Raw genomic sequence first — 17,829 nt, 5'->3', positions numbered from 1 at the left:
GCAGTCTCACTAAGGGGATATGTGGGGTGCGGCTTCTTCACCCCACCCGGGCTCGACCACGGGGTGAAGGGTCGCTGGTGACGGCGTGGTCGTCAGATCGGGTGGCGCGCATCAGCACGAGTGCGGTCAGCGGTACGAGGGTCAGGGCGGCCGTCACCGTGCCGACCAGCGGAGGCCCGGCCTGCCGCAGTGGTGAGGCCAGGGCGATGCCTGCCGCCCAGGAGCCGACGGCGACGCCCACGTTGGACGACGAACTGGCCAGCGCGGAGGCGAGCGTGGGCGCGGAACCGGCGAAGCGCCTGACCAGCGCGCCGAGCACCGGGGAGGCGGCGAACGCGGTCACCCCCATGACCGTCACCAGGACGACGGTCACCACGGGGCTCGTGGAGAAGAACACCAGCAGAAGCAGGATCAGGCTGGTCGCGGCGGCGGCCGTGATGAGGGTGGCGAGCGGCCGACGGTCACCCAGGCGCCCGCCGACCGTGGTGCCCAGCAGGGCGCCCGCACCGTAGCCGGTCAGGACCAGGGGCACAGCCGCGGCGGGTATCTGGGCCCGCTCGGTGAGCAGGGGCGAGATGTAGGTGTAGGTCGCCAGGACACCTCCCATGAGCAACGCGATGGCACTCAGCGCCAGCCAGACCCGGCCCTGGCGCAGCACGGCGAACTCAGCCCGAACCGAACGCGCTTCGCACCGCTCCTCATCGGGGATGTACCGGCCGATGACCGCCGCCGCGGCGGCTGACAGGGCGGCGAGGACCCAGAACGGCCCCCGCCAGTTGGATACCTGCCCCAGCCACGAGCCCAGCGGTACGCCGGCGATGTTGGCCACGGTCATGCCCCCGAGCAGCATGCCCAGGGCCCGGGACGTCATTGCCGGTCCGGCCGCGGTTGTCGCCACGACTGCGGCGACGCACCAGAAGGTACCTGTGGCCAGTGCGGTCACCACGCGAGCCGCGAGCACGACCGCGAAGGACGGACTGAGGGCGGCGACCACGTGGCCGACCGCGAAGACGGTGAGCGCGAGGACCAGCGTGAACCGCCGCGGCAGGCGCAGCGTCGCGATCGCCATCGCCGGCGCGCCGACGATCATGCCTGCCGCGAAGGCCGTGATCAGCAGCCCCGCGTGGGACACGCTGACGCCCAGATCGTCCGAGATCTCGGGCAGCAGGCCCGCGATGACGAACTCGGTGGTGCCCATCAGAAAGATCCCGGCTGCCAGCACCAGGACGACGAAAGGCAGCCTGGCGGATCGGTCGTCGGTCAGGGGTGGCATCTGAGTGGTGTTCTCTTTCCGGAGCGGACCGCGACTGGCCGCGGGGAGTGCTGACGCCGCACAGCCTCGCACCGGATATCCGTTCTGTGAGGGGGAGGAAAATCTCCCTTGCCGGATGCAAAGGGTCCGCGTATGCGAATTTCTCCGTCCACCAGTTACCGGGAGAGCGTCAGGGGTGGCGTCCCGCCAGAGGCGTAGCCGGGCAGCTTCGCGGCCTCTCGTGGCGGCGATCGGCCCCACACCGGGGCGTCAGGGCGCGCCCGCCCGCCCTGACGCCGTACGCCGCCCCGGCCCGTGCGGTCGGCGCGGCGGAGGATCTCGCCCGGCTGGTTCCGACGCGATCCGGCCCGCTATTCGGGCCATAGCCTGGTCGAGCATCGCCCGCCAACGGGCAGGATCCGCGCTATGGCCTGTGGCCACCGCACGATCGTCAGGAATCCACGCAACCCTCGATGATCACGCGGTGGCCGTACCGGCTATCGGCCGGCCCACCACGAGATCGGTAAATCAGAACGGAAGGTGCCTGTAGAGATGCTCGGGTGTGCGCGACCGGTCCAGCGCCGTCAGCCGAGGGCATCGAGCAACTCGCGCTCGCGTCGCGCGCTGAGGCCTGCGCGCCTTTCCCGGTCCAGCCCCTGCTCGCGTTCCCAGCGCAGCGTGTCGGCCAGCATCTCCGCCCGGGGCCGGTGATGCAGCCCCACGGCGCGTGCTGCGGACCCGTCCCGGGCCGACCACCCCTCCATGCCCGGCTCGACCAGCCACATCGCCAGCGATTCACATCCCATGTACTGGGCCACGCCGTTGGCGAGCAGCCACGCCGATTCGGCGGGGATCACCGGACCGGTGTGCCCGCCGATGGCGCGGCACAGCTCGATCCACTCTCCGAACGGAACGACCGGACCGACAGCGTTGTACGTGCCGGTGGTTCCCGTCTCCGCGCAGTCGAGCAACCAGGAGCTGAGGTCCCTCACATCGACCACCTGGGTCGGCATGGCCGGTGTGTCGGGGATCAGCATCGGCCCACGCGGATCGTGTGCTGCGCGGGCGACCCAGTAACCGGAACGCCCGCTGTGATCGCCCGGGCCGCCGATGAGCCCGGCGCGTGCGATGAGGAGGCGGTCTCCCCCAGCGGCCGTCGACGCCTGCTCACAGGCGACCTTCGCCTCGCCGTACACCTCGCGGTCGGCCTCGCTCCGGTCGGTTGGGGCGAGCAACGCCGCGGACTCGTCCGCCCCCGGGGTGGCGTGGGAGGCGTAGGCGTTGCCGGACGAGACGTACACCCAGTGCCCGGCCTTGCTGCCCAGTACGTCGAGCGCTCCGCGAACGAAGCCCGGCTGCCATGACACCTCGACGACCGCGTCCCAGACCCGGTCGAGCAGGGGCTCGTACGCCGACGGATCGCGGCGGTCGGCGGCGACCAGTGTCGCTCCGTCCGCGACGTCTCCGCTCTCGCCACGCGCGAGGCAGGTCACCCGATGGCCGCGTTCGATCGCCTGCCGCGACAACTCCCGACCTACCCACGCCGTTCCGCCCAGAACCAGGATCTCCATACCGACACACAAGCACCGGGATCACCGCCCGGCCAGGCAGATTCGCTGACAGCAGATGGTCACCCATCAGATCGATCAGACCTCTCGCGCAATGGCGTCGGCCCGCCGAAGCGTCGACATACCCGCTCACGAAGTCGCGCTGGAAGACGGGGAGTTGTCCGGCCGATCAGGTGACAGAGGCAGCTGGAGACGGCGGTTTTGCCTGTTTGCTGAGGGGTTACAGGTACGCGGACTCCATCCTGCCGGTGAACCGGCCGCCTACTTGATGGGCGAGCCAGTGGACGTGGGCTGTCTGGTCACCTTCCGGGTCTGGGCGTGAAAAAAGGTGGATGGTGTGGTCCTGCGACGGCACGTGCTGGTAGAGGTCCCGGGAATTCACTGTCAGCGTCAGGTGTGCGTACTTCTGCGAGGTCGCCTCCAGTCCGGCTTCGGGAACCGCAGGCCATCCTCGTTTTCCGGTCCCGGGAACGGTTCTGACTCCCGACTCACGACAGATTCCCTGCTCGCCGCCCACCCCGGTAATCAACTCGGTTTGCTTCATTGACATCTCCCTCAGAAGTCCTAGCGTTGGGAGCGCTCCCATAGCCTTGCAACTGGAAGGAGTCCCCCCACATGCGCACACAGAGTCCGTTAACCGGGCGTTCGCGATCACCCCTCCGCCGGCCTCTCCAGGCGCTCGTCATGCTGTTCGCCCTGGTTGTCGGCGCCCTCACCTGGTCGGCCCCCGCCCAGGCCCACGGCACCATCGTCGACCCCGCCTCCCGCGCGTACCAGTGCTGGAAGACGTGGGGCAGCAACCACACGAACCCGGCCATGCAGACCGAAGACCCCATGTGCTGGCAGGCCTTCCAGGCCAACGCCGACACCATGTGGAACTGGATGAGCGCGCTACGCGACGGCCTCGGTGGCCAGTTCGAGGCGCGGACCCCCGACGGGACGCTCTGCAGCAACAATCTCTCGAGGAACGCCAGCCTGGACAAGCCCGGGCCGTGGAAGACCACCACCGTCGGCAACAACTTCTCGGTCCACCTGTACGACCAGGCGTCCCACGGTGCCGACTATTTCAAGGTCTACGTGAGCAAGCAGGGCTTCAACCCCCAGACCCAGACCCTGGGCTGGAGCAACCTCGACTTCATCACGCAGACCGGCCGCTTCGCCCCGGCGCAGGACATCACGTTCCCCATCCAGACCTCCGGCTACACCGGACACCACATCCTGTTCGTCATCTGGCAGGCCTCGCACCTGGACCAGGCCTACATGTGGTGCAGCGACGTGAACTTCGGCTGATCCGGCCAGCGCCGCACACGGCACCGGCCTCTGCCGGGCGCCGATAACCCGCCGCCCGGCCGACCGAGCTCCGTCGGGGTGAGAGACCCATCTGGTCACCCTGCCCCGACGGGGTTTCCCGCGCTCCTGACGAGCACGGGCCTGACGGCCGGAGTGATGCCGAACTCGTCGGCGAGATCGGGCCGTTGTGGCACGAGCGTCACCAAGTCAGGCTTGCCTCCCGGCCGCGGAAGCGGGCTTTGGGTGTCGGTGCGAACCACCGGCTGGTGTTCGTCGACCGGCTGTTGGTCACGCTTGTCCATCTGCGCCCCGGGGTCACCCACAACGTGCAGGCCTGCTCGTTCGGCGCGGACCGCTCCACGATCACCCGGGCCGTCAACGCGGTGCGGCTGCGGTACCTGGCCGAGGTCGTCAACCACCTCGACGCGAGCGGGAAGGGCGCAAGGCCCGGGACAAGTTCGTCTCCGGCAACAGGCAGAACGCCGTCACATCCATGGTGGTCACGGACGGCGAAAGGCCGCACGCTGTGGTGCAGCCCGGCCCGTCCCGCAAGCTGCCCGGACATCACCACGCCCGCCAGGGTCCACCGCTCGGCGGTGCGACCGCCGATGGAGCCGAAGATCACCCGTAGTTGCCTTGGCGGATGTAGGTCGCCCCGGAGAGGCAGGCGAACAGGGCGGCGTAGGCGGGCCGGCGATGAACAACGAACTGCCCTGGCTTGACGGTAGTCACCTCGCTGCCGACTTCCTCGACGATGCCGACGTACTCGTGACCGAACGGGGTTGGCTGCTCAACCGGGTTGATACCGCGGTAGTCCCACAGGTCCGAGCATCACACAGGTCGCGGCGGTACGAATGACCGCGTCGGTCGTGTTGATGATCGTCGGGTGGGCACGCTCCTCGAAGCGCACGTCCCCGGGAGCGTGGAGAACGGCTCCGCGCATGATGATGCTCCTCGCAAGTTGCCCGGGTTCGGATCAGCGGCGGGCGCTGGTACGCGGGCCGCCGTACTCGTCATCGCCGACGTGTTCGAGCCAGTCGACCTCGTCGGTCTCCCATAGCGCGATGTGCGTCATGAAGTGGTCCGGAGCGGCGCCGTGCCAGTGCTCCTCGCCCGGCGGAGTCCAGATCACGTCGCCCGGACGGGCTTCGAGGATCTCGCCACCGCGGGACTGGATCAGGGCGATGCCCTCGACGACATAGAGGGTCTGGCCCAGGCCATGGCTGTGCCAGGCGGTCCGGGCGCCGGGCGCGAACCGCACGGCGTTGGCGCGGGCGCGGGAGGGCTCTTCACCTCGGTAGATCACATCCGCCCAGGCGTCGCCAGTGAACCACTGGGCGGGCAGCTTCATCGTCGGCTGCTTGTTCAACAATTCCATCAGCGGTGCTCCTCTTCGCCGGTCTCGCGGTCAGGCCGCGGTCTGCTCGTCTGCGATCTCCTTGAGCAGGGTGATCGCGGTCATGGCGTTCGGCCAGCCGGCGTAGAAGGCGAGGTGCGTGATTGCCTCGGACAGCTCCTCCACACTCAGCCCGTTCTCCAGCGCCACACGAAGGTGGTAGCCGAGCTGCTCGCCGCGGTACAGCGCGGCAAGCACGCTCACGGTGACCAGGCTGCGATCCCGCGGGGAGAGCTCCGCCCGCTCCCAGACGTCGCCGAAGAGGACCTCATTGGTGACCTCGACGAGCTTGGGCGCGATTCCGGCCAGTTCCTGGGGTGCGGACTGCTTCGCCATCAGACGACTCCTTCGCTCACAAACGTCGTGGAAGCGGGCACCGCAAGCCTGTAGCCAGGTGCCCGTCCCAGCAGCCCGAGACCTCTCGTCCCGGGCGCCGCCGCAGCGGCCACTACCGAGGTAACCGCAGGTCACGCGCGTGTGGAAGGTACGGCTGTTCCAGGTACTGACAGAACCCCCCTCGTCCGCGCCCGCCCGCCTAGCCTGGAACACGTGAGTACCGAGAGCGACATCCGCGAATTCCTGGCCTCTCGCCGCGCCAAGATCACCCCGCAGCAGGCCGGGCTGCCCGCCTACGGCGGCAACCGGCGCGTGCCCGGTCTACGCCGCGAGGAAGTCGCAATGCTCGCCGGCGTCAGCGTCGACTACTACGTTCGCCTCGAACGCGGCCACCTCGCCGGAGCCTCCGAGGAAGTCCTCGACGCCCTCTCGAACGCCCTGCAACTCGACGAAGCCGAACGCGCTCACCTCTACGACCTGGCCCGCGCCGTCGCCAGACGCCCCTTCCGCCGTACCAAACGCACTCGAGGTCCGCTCCCGGACAGCGTCCTGCGCGTCCTGGACTCCATGACCGACTCCCCGGCCTTCATCCGCAACGGCCGCCTCGACATCCTCGCGATCAACCACCTCGGCCGCGCCTTGTACGCACCGCTGTTCACCGATGACGCCCCGCGCCCGATCAACGTCGCGCGCTTCCAGTTCCTGGATCCGCACGGCCGTGACTTCTTTCCGGACTGGGAGCAGTCCGTGAACACAACCGTCTCGCTGCTGCGCACCGAGGCCGGACGGGCTCCAGGCGACAGCGATCTGACCGGGCTGATCGGTGAACTCGTCACCCGCAGCGAGGAGTTCCGCACCGCGTGGGCCAAGCACAACGTGCGCCTGCACCACACCGGCCGCAAGTCGTTCCGTCACCCGGCCGTCGGCGAGATCACCCTGGACTTCGACGCCATGGAACTGCCCGCACAGCCCGGCCTGACCCTGACCGCGTACAGCGCCGCCCCGCACACCCCGGCCTACGACGCGCTGCAGCTGCTGGCCGCCTGGGCCGCCTGGGCCGCCACTGAGGATCCCTCCGCTGCCGTCGACCGCTCGACCAGCCGCTGAACAACGGCCTCGGCGGCAGGTCCGCAATCACCGCGAGGAGGCGCCACAGCGCACACTCGTCCCTCGCCCAGAGCCTTGAGGTCTCGGCCATGGGGCTTGACTGCATGCGCATGTCCCCGAGTTGCGGCCCCCACCCCGGCAATCAGCAATCGGCAGGACATGCTCGCCGTGATCCGTAGCGCCGTCGACCGGGGCATCACAAAGCACCTCTTTCGGCTCGACAGTCGAACGGAGCAGGCCAAGCGGGTCGCCGACACCTCTCTGCGCCGACTACGCATGGACACGATCGACCTCTTCTACGAGCACCGGGTCGATCCCGACGTTCCGATCGAGGACGTCGCGGGCGCCGTCACAGAGCTCGTACAGGACGGCAAGGTAGGGCACTTCGGCCTGTCCGAAGCGACGGTGACAATGCTCCAACGGCCGTGGCCCACGGCGGTCCTGATCGAAGACGGCGGTGCCGATGCCACTGCCGAACTCAAGACGGTGCTGAGCGGTGCAGCGAATTGACCCCGCAACACACCTTGCTTCGCGACGTCATCAGCCGCGAACATTCATGAAACGATTCAGCGAGGAGATGTCATGCTCCGCGAACGCCCGCTATTGCTCGTACTCCTGAGAGGTCTTGTCATGTGTGCCGTGGTCGCGGCCGCGTCGATCCTGCCAACGTCCGTATCCCCCGCCGCGTCGACTCCCCCATCGGACGAGCCGTTCTCCGTGAAGGCCCTGACTGCCAACGGCCGGGTGAACCCGCTGGGCATCGGCGGTGAAGACCCGGTCCTCGGCTGGCAGTTGGCTTCGGCCCGGCGGGGGACGTCGCAGACGGCCTACGAGATCCAGGTCGGACGCAGGCCGGGCGCGGCCGATGTGTGGTCGTCCCGCAGGGTGGAGTCCGACCGCCAGGTCGGCGTGGGGTACGGCGGGCCTGCCCTGGAGGCGGGAACCCGTTACTACTGGCGTGTTCGGGCCTGGGACGACAAGGGAGTCGCGAGTCCGTGGAGCGCGACCGCGTACTTCGAGACCGGCCTGCTGGACTCCGCCGACTGGGACGGCGCCCAGTGGATCACTCGCCGTGCGGCTCCGAGCGAACTGGACAAGTGGACGGACTACACCGCCACGGTCGAGTTCAAGCTGGACAGCGCTGCTTTCGGCATGTTCCTGCGTGCCTCGGATGTGAGCAACGGGTACATGTGGCAGCTCAACGTCACGGGCCCGACACCGATGTTGAGACTGCACAAGCAAGTCAGCGGCAACTACACCCTGGTTCAGGAGGTGGATCTCGCGCCCTACGGCTTCACCGACGCGACTCTCCTCGCCGACCGCCACACCGTCCGCTACGACGTGGCGGGGACCACCATCAAGACGACCCTCGACGGCAAGCTGGTCAGCACTTTCACCGACTCCACCTTTGCGAAGGGCTACATAGGCTTCCGCACCCACGCGTGCTGCGACGAACGCGGAACCGTCTACGACGCCGTTGTCACCGGCTCCGACGGTGACACGCTGCTGGACACCGACTTCGCGTCCGGCCGGAACCCGTTCACCGGCGGTGAGATAGCCGACTCCGCCCTCGCTGTGTCCGGAACCACGGACGCCCTCTACGCACCCGCGTCCCGGCCGCAGCCGCTGCTGCGCAAGGGCTTCGCGACCAAGACCGGCAAGAAGATCGCCTCCGCGCGCGTCTACGCGTCCGCACTCGGCCTCTACGAGCTGGAGCTCAACGGCAAGACGGTCGGCGACCAGGTGCTCGCCCCGGGCTGGACCAACTACCACAAGCGCATCCAGTCCCAGACCTACGACGTCACGAAACTGCTCGACAGCGGCGACAACGTGATCGGCGCTTCGCTGGCGGACGGTTGGTGGGGCGGCAAGGTCGGGCTCGGCTGGACTCACCAGTACGGAGGCACCCCCGCTCTCGTGGCGAAGATGCGCATCACCTACACCGACGGTTCCGTCCAGTGGATCGCCACGGACGGTTCATGGAAGGCGTCGGACGGGCCTTTCGTGAGGGCCGACTTGCAGGACGGCGAGACGTACGACGCTCGTCTGGAGCCTTCGGGCTGGAGCCGGCCAGGATTCGACGACGCGAAGTGGGAGCCCGCCGCGAGCCTGGACTCGCAGACCGCCCTCCTCGTGCCGCAGAGCGACGAGCCGGTGCGCCGGACCCAGGTGCTCCGGGCCCGGAAGATGACCGAGCCCACCTCCGGGACCTACGTATACGACCTCGGTCAGAACATGGTCGGCGTATCACGGCTGAAGCTGACCGGCTCCGCCGGCCAGACAGTCAAGATCCGCTACGCGGAAGTGCTCAACAAGAACGGCACCCTCTACACCGACAACTTCCGCAGTGCCAAGGTCACCGACCGCTACACCTTCGCCGAGACCGGAACAGTCACCTACGAACCCACCTTCACCCAGCACGGATTCCGCTACATCGAGATCACCGGGGTGGACGAGCCCCCCGCTCTCCTGGACGTCAAGGGCGTCGTATGGGGGTCCGACCTCCCCGCCACCGGCACGCTGAAGACCTCGGACAGTATGCTCAACCAACTGGTGAGCAACATCTCCTGGAGCCAACGCGGCAACTTCCTCTCCATCCCCACCGATACCCCGGCCCGCGACGAACGTCTGGGATGGACGGGCGACATCAGCCTGTTCGCGCCGACGGCCAACTACCTGGTCGACACCCGCGCGTTCCTGTCCCACTGGATGGCGGACGTACGCAACTCCCAGTACGCCAACGGCGACTTGCCGGCGGTCGTACCGACCCCTCAGGGCCAGTTCGGCGACAGCGGTGTCGGATGGTCCGACGTGATGATCACGGTGCCGTACCAGGTATGGCGTTCCTACGACGACACCCGCATCCTGCGGGAGAACTACCCCGCCATGCAGAAGTTCTTCCAGTTCGTGCGCACCAGCGCCGGACCGGACCTGCTCGAGCCCGGCCGCACCACCTTCTTCACCAACGACTGGCTGAACCTGGACGACCCGACCGAGCAGGGCATCCTGGGCACGGCCTACTACGCCGAGAACGCCCGCATGATGGCGGAGACGGCCAAGGCCCTGGGCGATGACGCGGCGGCGTCCGACTACGGCAAGCTCTCCGCCGACATCCGCGACGCCTTCACCAAGGCCTATGTCGCAGCCGACGGCACCGTCAAGGGCAACTCCCAGACCGGGTACGCGATGGCCCTCGCCATGAACCTGGTCTCGGATCCGGCACTGGTCGACAAGGTCGGGGAGAAGTTCGTGGCCAAACTGGCGCTCACCGACGACCACCTGCGGACCGGCTTCATCGGCACGCCGCTGCTGCTGCCCGCGCTGAGCAGGATCGACCGCGACGACCTGGCCTACAAGATGCTGCTGCACAAGGACTACCCGTCCTGGGGCTACGAAGTCGCCAACGGTGCCACCACCATGTGGGAGCGCTGGAACTCGATCATGCCCAACGGCGACTTCGGCCCGGTCGACATGAACTCCTTCAACCACTACGCCTACGGTGCCGTGGGTGACTGGATGTTCCAGAACATCGGCGGCATCTCCGCGCTCGAGCCCGGCTACAAGCGCTCCCGGATCGCACCGGTACCCGGCGGAAACCTGACGCAAGGGACCGGAAGCCTCACCACCGTCTACGGCCGCCTGTCATCGAAGTGGAGCACCCACAACGGCGCCATCAACCTGAAGGTGACCGTCCCGGTCAACACCGTCGCGGAGGTCCATGTGCCGACGAACACCCCCGCGGCGGTCACCGAGGCCGGCCGACCGGCCGACGCCACCAAGTCAGTCCGCTTCCTGCGCATGGAGAAGGGGGCCGCCGTCTTCGAGATCGGCTCGGGGTCCTATGACTTCGGCGTCGACACCGCCCGCGGAGAGGGCGAGTAGGCCCGGAGAGCCGCGTGACCTGATGGCGGGCCCGGACACGCCGGGCCCGCCGACCGCGATCGAACAGGCCAGGCACGGCAGATCCGGACCTCCGTCAAGGTCACCTGGACCGCCTGGTGCTCTGACCGCGATGGTTCGCCGGATTGGCGGGGACACGCGCTGCTCTGCCAGCGGCAGAACACCGGCCGGCCCGGGCTCGACGATCACTACAGTCCCGTCTCATGACGACGATTACGACGCGTACTGTCGAGTACCCGGCCGACGGTCTGACGATGATCGGGCACCTCGCGCTCCCGGCCGGTGTCGACCGCCGGCCCGCCGTGCTGCTCGGACCAGAGGGCACGGGGCTCAGCGACGTCGAGCGCCGCCGGGCCGATGCTCTCGCCGAACGGGGATACATAGCGCTGGCCTTCGACCTCCACGGCGGGCGCTACTTGAGCGACCCCCAGGAGATGCTGGCCCGCTGACTGCCGCTGCTCGCTGATCCCGACCGGATGCGGAGCATCGGCCATGCGGCACTCGACGTGTTGCGCACCGAACCGCGGACCGACCCCGACCGGATCGCCGCCGTCGGCTACGGCACCGGAGGCGCCATCGGGCTGGAACTCGGGCGCGACGGCGTCAACCTGCGCGCCATCGGCACCATCAACGCAACTACCACGGGCCGACCGGGCGAGGCCGCGCGCATCCGCTGCCCGGTGTGGGCCGGGGTCGGGTCGGAAGACCCGATCATGCCGCCCGCACAACGGAACGCGTTCACCGCCGAGATGCAGGCCGCAGGCGTCGACTGGCGCCTCACGGTCTACGGCGGCGCCTTGCACGCCTTCCACCACCCGCCGGTCGACCACCCCACGGTCCCCGGCGTCGGCTACCACCCGCAGCACGCGCAGCGAGCCTGGCGCGACGTCGTCGACCTGCTCGCCGAGTGCCTGCCCGTGACGGAAGATCTGCGGGCATGACCCAGGCAAACAGCCTGGCGCCAGGCCTGTTCCGCATCGGGCCGACGGAGCCCCTGCCGTGATCCTCGCGACCCGCGGCGGTCCACCGCATCCAAGGGGTCCAACCGAGATACGCGCCACAGGGACAATGAGTGGATCTTGATGTGACTTCGCACGTCGCCAGCACAGTGAGACCGCCAACGAGGCCGCTTCCTGACGGGCCTTGGAAAAAGTTGCGGGCTGCTGTCGATCCGGCCATGTCCCGTTCGACGTCATGATGTGCGGCGCCCCGCCACACGATGATGCGACAGGACCTGACGAGGAAACACGTGGATCAACTGCTGAGAGTCATGAACTTCAACGTCTCGAGTGACGGAATCGGTGCCGGTGAGCACCAGAGTCTCGAGCGGCCGTTCGGCCTCGACCATCCCGAGAGGCTGTTCGCCTGGGCCGGAGCCACGGCGAGCTGGCCCATGCGCACGGATGCCGGGGGGAGCCGGGGCCTCGACGACTACTTCACGCGAGACTTCGCACGCGACATCGGTGTCGAGATCATGGGCCGCAACAAGTTCGGGCCCCAGCGCGGGCCCTGGAATGACCATGAGTGGCGCGGCTGGTGGGGGGAGGAGCCCCCGTTCCGCACCCCGGTGTTCGTCATGACTCACCACAAGCGTCCGTCGTTCACGCTCTCCGACACCACGTTCCACTTCGTCGACGGCGACCCGGCCACGGTCCTCACACGGGCGCGGGAAGCGGCGCAGGGCAAGGACGTCCGACTCGGCGGCGGGGTCACCACCATCCGGCAGTTCCTTGATGCTGACCTCGTCGACACCATGCATGTGGCGGTCTCGCCGGTAAGGCTCGGGTCCGGACTACGCCTGTGGGACTCCCCCGATGAACTGCTCGACCGGTTCCACCTGGAGGTCGTGCCCAGCCCGAGCGGCGTGACGCATCACCTGTTCTGGCGAAGGTGATGCGAAGGCCCACTCGAGTTCAGGCTGCGACGGCGAGGGGGCGTCCGCCCCAGCGGATGCCTTCGCCGACGCCTTTGCCGTAGGCCAGCGGAACGACTCCGTGCCGGGCAAGCCATGCGTGGTGGCGCTCGCCAGGCCGATGACGGTGGCCCCGGCTCGACGACCCCGGCGAGGCCGCTGCCCTGGCCCGACGGGAACCTCGCCCAGGACCTGTCGTGCAGCAACCCATAACCACGTTCAGTACGTCGATGTCGCCGTACTCCGCGAACGCCCTGCTTTCGGGATCATGTCTGGACTGTGCAGAGAAGGCGGGCTATGCGGGCTGCCGGTCGTTCACAGCCGGTCGGTGTCGACCGGGTGCTGTTCTCCCTCGACTGCCTGTTCGAGTCCAGCGCCGAGGCGGCGGCATTCCTGCGCTCCGCGCCGTACGCGCTGGCAGTGATGTCGCTCGGATACCGACGCTCTCGCAGGCGATTGTCGGCAGCGTTTCCGAACCCGTGGGCCAGACAGTTGCACTCCCCGGTACTCGCGGTGGACTGCACGGGCATCGGCACGCAAGCCTCCGACACCAGGGCTTCCTGGTGCTCGGTGATTGGAGACCAGCGAGCTGTCCAGGAGTCCCTCCTCGCATGCGCTGAGCACCCGACGACCAGCCAATCGAGACGCCCGCTCGAGCACCAAGTCCCCGGAGCATCACGACAAAAGCTACTTACGCGTCGGGGTGCTCCGGCAGGGCGAGCCAGTCCGACCAGGAGATTTCGCGACCGAGGAAGCGCGGCTGCTCGAACGGCCAGTCGGCGGCGATCCACTGCGGCACCAGCTCGTCGAGGGCCTGCTCGACCTTGCTGCCCACCAGCTCGTCCACCACCCACCAGGAGATCTCGCCGTCCGCGCCGGCCCTCTCCGGTGGGTCGATGTAGACGCAGCCGAGCAGAGCTGTCTCCGCCGCGTCGAACAGCGCGTAGTTGAACGACTGGTGTGCGGCGATCTCCTTCTCGTGCCGCAACAGGTCGGCCTGGTCGGCCTCGTAGGTCATGGTGGCCGCGGGCCAGCCCCAGGCTGGGCCGAAGATGGTCCACAGCCGCTCGCGCGAACCCATCACAGCCGGATAGTCGAGCGGGGTGTCCGCCTCCCGGATCGGCCGCAGGTGATGACCGCTGCCGGGCAGCGGTACCAGGACGGGGTGGATGAAGTCATCGGGGAGCCAGCTCATAGCGCCCGACCGTAGCAGCGCGCCGCCGTCCGCTCTCCTGGATTTTCCCTGTATATCGCCAGGCCCTGCGACATCAGCGTGCCGATCCTGCGTAGCAGCCGCAGGCCCTTGCTCCACAGGGTGCTGTCCAACTCGAAGGCCGCATCGGCGGCTCGTTTGCGGACCGAGGCGAGCGTGACGGTTGCTGACGTGGCAAGTGCGGTCACGTCATGGCCCGGCAGCGGGACGTCATCCGGTACCTGCAGCGAGCTTCGTGCACGGTCGTCAACTGGGTTCAGCGGGCGCGGCTTCCTCCGCCGGTCCGCCCTCGGGCCGGTCGCCTCCGGCCGTGGCGTCCCTCAGCTGGCCCTCGGACGGCCGGGTGACCACGAGACTGGGGACCTCGTACGACATCTCGGTGACGTCGGGTTCGGGAGCGGGGTGGTAACGGCCGGCGCATACGGACAGGTTGACGATGAGGTAGGCCCGCCAGTCGGACCCCACACCCCGCCCGTCGGCGAAGATCTCCTCACCGTTGAGGGTCCACACCACACTGTGTCTGCCGAACGTCACGCCCAGCTCGAGGGCCGCCCCCGGGCGCACCGCGTCATCGCTGACGTAACTCTGGCCCTGCCGTACATGGTTGGTCAGCTCCAGGAGGTCGGGGTTGTCGGGGTGGTACTCGAAGACGTCGACCTCGTTGCCGCCGTCCCGCCAGGTCCAGATCGCGGGCCAGGCACCCAGCCGGGTGGGCAGTCGTACAGTGGCCTCCAGACGGTCCCCGGTGCGCACCATGAACCCTTCGGCGCTCCCCTCGGTGGTCAGCAATCCGGTGTTCCACAGGCCGTCCGCCCTGCGCCGGGCCCGGAAGGTCCCCAGCCGGGAGTAGGCGGGGTCCTCGGTGAGGTGATCGAGTTTGTTGTCGCCCCGGTTGGTGGGCCCGCCGTCCGGATAGGCCCAGGACCGGCCCGCGACCCACTGGCGTTCCGAGGCGAAATCGGCGATGAACGCGACGGCGCTCACATGCGCTCTCCTTGCTGTCAGCAACAACCTCGCCCCCGTTGTCTCTCCTACCTCGCCCGCCGGCATGCGCCATCCGCCCACACCTGACGTGCAATTCAGCCTCGCGAGTGACGAAGTGCCTCTGCACGCCATCGGTCACGCCCGGCGTACGCGCACACCCTGCCCTGGAACCACACCGGCCCCTGGCCCGCCAGCCAGCATGCAGTCGCTGACCCTGATGCCCTCGCAGAACTGCCTGTCGTGCAAGCCTCAGGGGCCGCCCGCCTGGACCTGGCGGGTGAGGCGCTCTGTTCGACGAACACGCCGCCTTCCCGACCGCTCTCGCCACGCTTGAAGTGGCCGCGTAGTTCGCCCCGTTGGCTACGTCGGAGGCCGCACCCACGAAGCAAAGCGCTGACCAGGGGCTGCGTCGTCCCGCCAGTACCTCAGTACGGTCTCGTGCACGACCTCGAACCGCTCTGCGGCAATGAGGCAGGAGACGGGCTCCCGACCGCTCGCGTCCGCTTCGAACGCGAAGAGAACCGGCGGCTCCTCACCAAGCTGACGAGCGCATGGTGGTAGGTGAGGTCATGTCCGGCCGCCAGACGGAACTGACCAGCGTTCCAGGTGATGACGTCCCAGTCCCACCAGGACCTCTCGGGAGTTGGATGCCAGCCTGTTGGCGTTCCCTGTCCACCCTCAGCCCCTCAGCGCGTTCGAATAGATCGACAGGTTACAGAAGGAATCACGGCTCCCAACTCGACTTCTTACACACCTGAGGTGTCTCCGCCATAGGCGACAGCGGAGCGCCGTCCTCTCGCGACGACCTCGTACGGCACGCGCTTTGTTGAACGGGAACCGTCCCAGCCGAACCACACCCTTTCAGTTCACCCTCTGCCGCCCATCCCTAACTGGCCGTACACTTTCAACTCGGGGAAATTCAGGCGTGATTGACTGGGGGAACTGTCATGTCCTGGGACCAGAACGCACATCCGGACTTTGCCGTTCCGCCCATGCCGAGCGCGCCGCCACCCGCTCCGGCGGACCCCTGGCGGGCTTTCGCCGTGGGATTCTTGAACCTCAGTGGCCTTGGGCTGGGCTATGCCGTCGTCCGCCGTTGGGGGTTGATGATCGCGTGCCTGGTGGCTACGGGGATCCTGCTTGTCGTGGCACTGCCGGCAGATCCGAACGGGGTTCCGGGCGCCCTGCTCGTCCTGTATCTGATCCTGTTGGTGGCGGCAGCCCTGCACGGTGCGCGGCTGGGTCTGCGCACGCGCTTGGCGTGGCTGCCGAGTGCGCTGGTCGCGGCGGTGCTCAGCGTCGTGTTGCTGGCCGTACCCGCCGGCGGATACCTCCTGTACGACGAAGCACGTGACGAGGCCACTCAGCAGATGCTCCTGGACCGGCTGGCCACAGCGGACGAGCTGGTGAAGTCGACCGGGACGCAGGCCTTCGACGTGGCGCAACCCGACTACCGCAGGGCACTGGCCATCTACCACGGTCTGGCCGCGGACCATCCGACGTCACGGGCTGCCGCCGAGGTGCCGAACCGCCTCAGGACCTACTACACCACCGTCGGCGCCGCGTACGCGAAGAAGAACTACTGCGGGGCTGTGGCGCCGTTGAAGTACCTGCGTACCGTGCCGCGCACGATGGACCAGAAGACACTCGGATCCCTGTCCACCTGGCCCGACGACCGGCTGGCGACCTCGCTCTACGAGTGCGGGACGGAGTCCATGAGCGGCGACAGCGCGTCCTGGACCGCGCAGTGGGGCGAACTGCTGACGACGTTCCCGAAGTCCGAACAGGCGCAAAAGGTGGGGCCCGCGATCGACACGAAGGTGGGCGAGGCGGTCTCGGCCGTGGGCGGCAGCGATCCCTGCGCGGCCGTTGAGCGCCTGGGCACCCTGTCCACGCAGATTCGCGGCGTGTCGGGCGAGGAGGCCGGACTCACCGAGGCTCTCGACCAGGCCGCCGACCGGGCGGATCGGAACGCGGCGTCAGGGACGTACAACTGCGGTGTGGACCAGTACAAGGACGGCAGTTTCAGCGACGCCGTCACCACCATGGGTACGTTCATCAAGGACAACCCCGACAGCCCGAAGCGGGGTCTCGCCCGGAAGGTGGCCATCGCCGCGGAGGTCGCCCAGACGGTCCCGGCGGCCGGCAAGCGTCTGCCGACCACCCGCTCGGGCGGCAGCATCACCGTCACAGTCAAGAACGACAGCCCCGACAAGATCACCGTCATGTTCACCGGCCCGGTGACCGGGAGCTTCACCCTCAAGGCGTGCGGTAGCTGCTCCACCTATTCCGCGCTGGGCAGCTCTCTCGGGCTCGACTCGAAACCGTGCAGCGACAGCGGCAAGAAGTACCCGCAGAAAACCATCCAGCTGCCCGCCGGCACCACCTACTTCGTCCACAAGTCCCAGGAAGGGACCGCCAACACCCCGGCCTCGGACACCGCCAAGCTGGAGCCGGGTTACATCTACACCGAGTGCGCCTACACGACGAGTCTCGGCTACTGACCGAGTTGAATCTTCCTGGCCAAGTCGGCGGCGGGGCGCAGGGGCAGCGCGCCTCCCCGCATGGGCCCGAGCGGGAAACGGTCCTGCCCGAAGACACCACCTGGACCTTCACGATGCCTGGACAGGGGGTGCTCATCTCGGTCGCCGGACGCACGGCGGTGCACGCCTTCGTCCGCGACGGGCACACGGCCCAGACCGCAAAGGTGCGGCACCGCCCGGGCAATGTCGTCGTCACGGCAACGGACGCCGGGACAGCCCTAGAGGCCTCCCCGTGCCCACCGGTGGCAGCGCCACGGCGCTCACGGCCAGCACCGCGCAGAACGGCCGGAGAGGCAGGGGCACGGGAGGGCGCAGGCCCAGGAACCAG

General features: G+C 68.2%; 14 protein-coding genes and 2 pseudogenes. 8 read left to right on the top strand and 8 right to left on the bottom strand.

The features are described from left to right. Window positions 1-37: 37 nt before the first annotated feature. From QF037_RS45630 to QF037_RS45620, 3 genes are all read right to left on the bottom strand, one after another. Window positions 38-1,273 carry an MFS transporter gene (locus QF037_RS45630; RefSeq protein ID WP_307035837.1) on the bottom strand — a complete coding sequence of 412 codons (1,236 nt, stop codon included), beginning with the start codon at window positions 1,271-1,273 and terminating at the stop codon, window positions 38-40. A gap of 563 nt (window positions 1,274-1,836) precedes the next feature. Beyond that, the gene (locus QF037_RS45625; protein ID WP_307035836.1) at window positions 1,837-2,823 is read right to left on the bottom strand and encodes an NAD-dependent epimerase/dehydratase family protein; all 987 of its coding nucleotides are present in this window, start codon (window positions 2,821-2,823) and stop codon (window positions 1,837-1,839) included. A 217-nt stretch (window positions 2,824-3,040) separates the two neighbouring features. Next, on the bottom strand, window positions 3,041-3,364 hold the full coding sequence (locus QF037_RS45620) for a hypothetical protein (protein WP_307035833.1): 324 nt from the start codon (window positions 3,362-3,364) through the stop codon (window positions 3,041-3,043). A 140-nt stretch (window positions 3,365-3,504) separates the two neighbouring features. Here QF037_RS45620 and QF037_RS45615 point away from each other — a divergent pair, with 140 nt between their 5' ends. Then, window positions 3,505-4,110, top strand: coding sequence for a lytic polysaccharide monooxygenase auxiliary activity family 9 protein (locus QF037_RS45615; protein ID WP_307035831.1), 606 nt, complete (start codon window positions 3,505-3,507; stop codon window positions 4,108-4,110). Window positions 4,111-4,376: 266 nt separating this feature from the next. Then, window positions 4,377-4,832 (top strand): helix-turn-helix domain-containing protein, encoded by a 456-nt coding sequence (locus tag QF037_RS51195; RefSeq protein ID WP_373463905.1) that lies wholly within the window; start codon window positions 4,377-4,379, stop codon window positions 4,830-4,832. Here QF037_RS51195 and QF037_RS45605 read toward each other — a convergent pair. The 3 genes and pseudogenes from QF037_RS45605 to QF037_RS45595 all read right to left on the bottom strand — a co-directional run. Further along, window positions 4,810-5,053, bottom strand: a pseudogene (locus QF037_RS45605) (alcohol dehydrogenase catalytic domain-containing protein); the annotation flags it as partial. The gene QF037_RS51195 and the pseudogene QF037_RS45605 sit on opposite strands and share 23 nt — an antisense overlap. 33 nt (window positions 5,054-5,086) lie before the next feature. After that, window positions 5,087-5,488: a (R)-mandelonitrile lyase gene (locus QF037_RS45600; RefSeq protein WP_307035829.1), complete on the bottom strand. Its 402-nt coding sequence runs from the start codon at window positions 5,486-5,488 to the stop codon at window positions 5,087-5,089. Window positions 5,489-5,518: 30 nt separating this feature from the next. After that, entirely contained in the window at window positions 5,519-5,842 is a 324-nt protein-coding gene (locus tag QF037_RS45595) for a carboxymuconolactone decarboxylase family protein (protein WP_307035826.1), read from the bottom strand. Between the two features lie 213 nt (window positions 5,843-6,055). Here QF037_RS45595 and QF037_RS45590 point away from each other — a divergent pair, with 213 nt between their 5' ends. The 5 genes and pseudogenes from QF037_RS45590 to QF037_RS45570 all read left to right on the top strand — a co-directional run bounded on the left by QF037_RS45590 (window position 6,056) and on the right by QF037_RS45570 (window position 12,743). Beyond that, window positions 6,056-6,949 (top strand): helix-turn-helix transcriptional regulator, encoded by an 894-nt coding sequence (locus QF037_RS45590; protein WP_307035824.1) that lies wholly within the window; start codon window positions 6,056-6,058, stop codon window positions 6,947-6,949. A gap of 159 nt (window positions 6,950-7,108) precedes the next feature. Continuing rightward, entirely contained in the window at window positions 7,109-7,459 is a 351-nt protein-coding gene (locus tag QF037_RS51190; RefSeq protein WP_373463904.1) for an aldo/keto reductase, read from the top strand. 207 nt (window positions 7,460-7,666) lie between these two features. Then, on the top strand, window positions 7,667-10,831 hold the full coding sequence (locus QF037_RS45580) for a family 78 glycoside hydrolase catalytic domain (RefSeq protein ID WP_307035822.1): 3,165 nt from the start codon (window positions 7,667-7,669) through the stop codon (window positions 10,829-10,831). Between the two features lie 221 nt (window positions 10,832-11,052). Continuing rightward, window positions 11,053-11,790: pseudogene (locus QF037_RS45575) on the top strand (dienelactone hydrolase family protein). 308 nt (window positions 11,791-12,098) lie between these two features. Then, complete coding sequence (locus QF037_RS45570; RefSeq protein ID WP_307035820.1) at window positions 12,099-12,743, top strand: dihydrofolate reductase family protein; 645 nt, start codon at window positions 12,099-12,101, stop codon at window positions 12,741-12,743. 709 nt (window positions 12,744-13,452) lie between these two features. On the opposite strand, the gene QF037_RS45565 is transcribed toward QF037_RS45570, so the two are convergent. Both QF037_RS45565 and QF037_RS45560 read right to left on the bottom strand, forming a co-directional pair. Continuing rightward, window positions 13,453-13,956, bottom strand: coding sequence for an N-acetyltransferase (locus QF037_RS45565; RefSeq protein ID WP_307035818.1), 504 nt, complete (start codon window positions 13,954-13,956; stop codon window positions 13,453-13,455). Window positions 13,957-14,220: 264 nt separating this feature from the next. Next, on the bottom strand, window positions 14,221-14,958 hold the full coding sequence (locus tag QF037_RS45560) for a beta-glucanase (protein WP_307035816.1): 738 nt from the start codon (window positions 14,956-14,958) through the stop codon (window positions 14,221-14,223). A 947-nt stretch (window positions 14,959-15,905) separates the two neighbouring features. On the opposite strand from QF037_RS45560, the gene QF037_RS45555 reads away from it, so the two are divergent. Next, window positions 15,906-17,462, top strand: a complete 1,557-nt coding sequence (locus QF037_RS45555; protein WP_373463903.1) for a hypothetical protein — start codon at window positions 15,906-15,908, stop codon at window positions 17,460-17,462. Window positions 17,463-17,829 lie beyond the last annotated feature (367 nt).

It is taken from the genome of Streptomyces canus, from assembly GCF_030815415.1.
GTDB classification, from domain to species: Bacteria; Actinomycetota; Actinomycetes; order Streptomycetales; family Streptomycetaceae; genus Streptomyces; species Streptomyces canus_F.
This window is presented reverse-complemented; position numbering and strand designations above follow the sequence as displayed.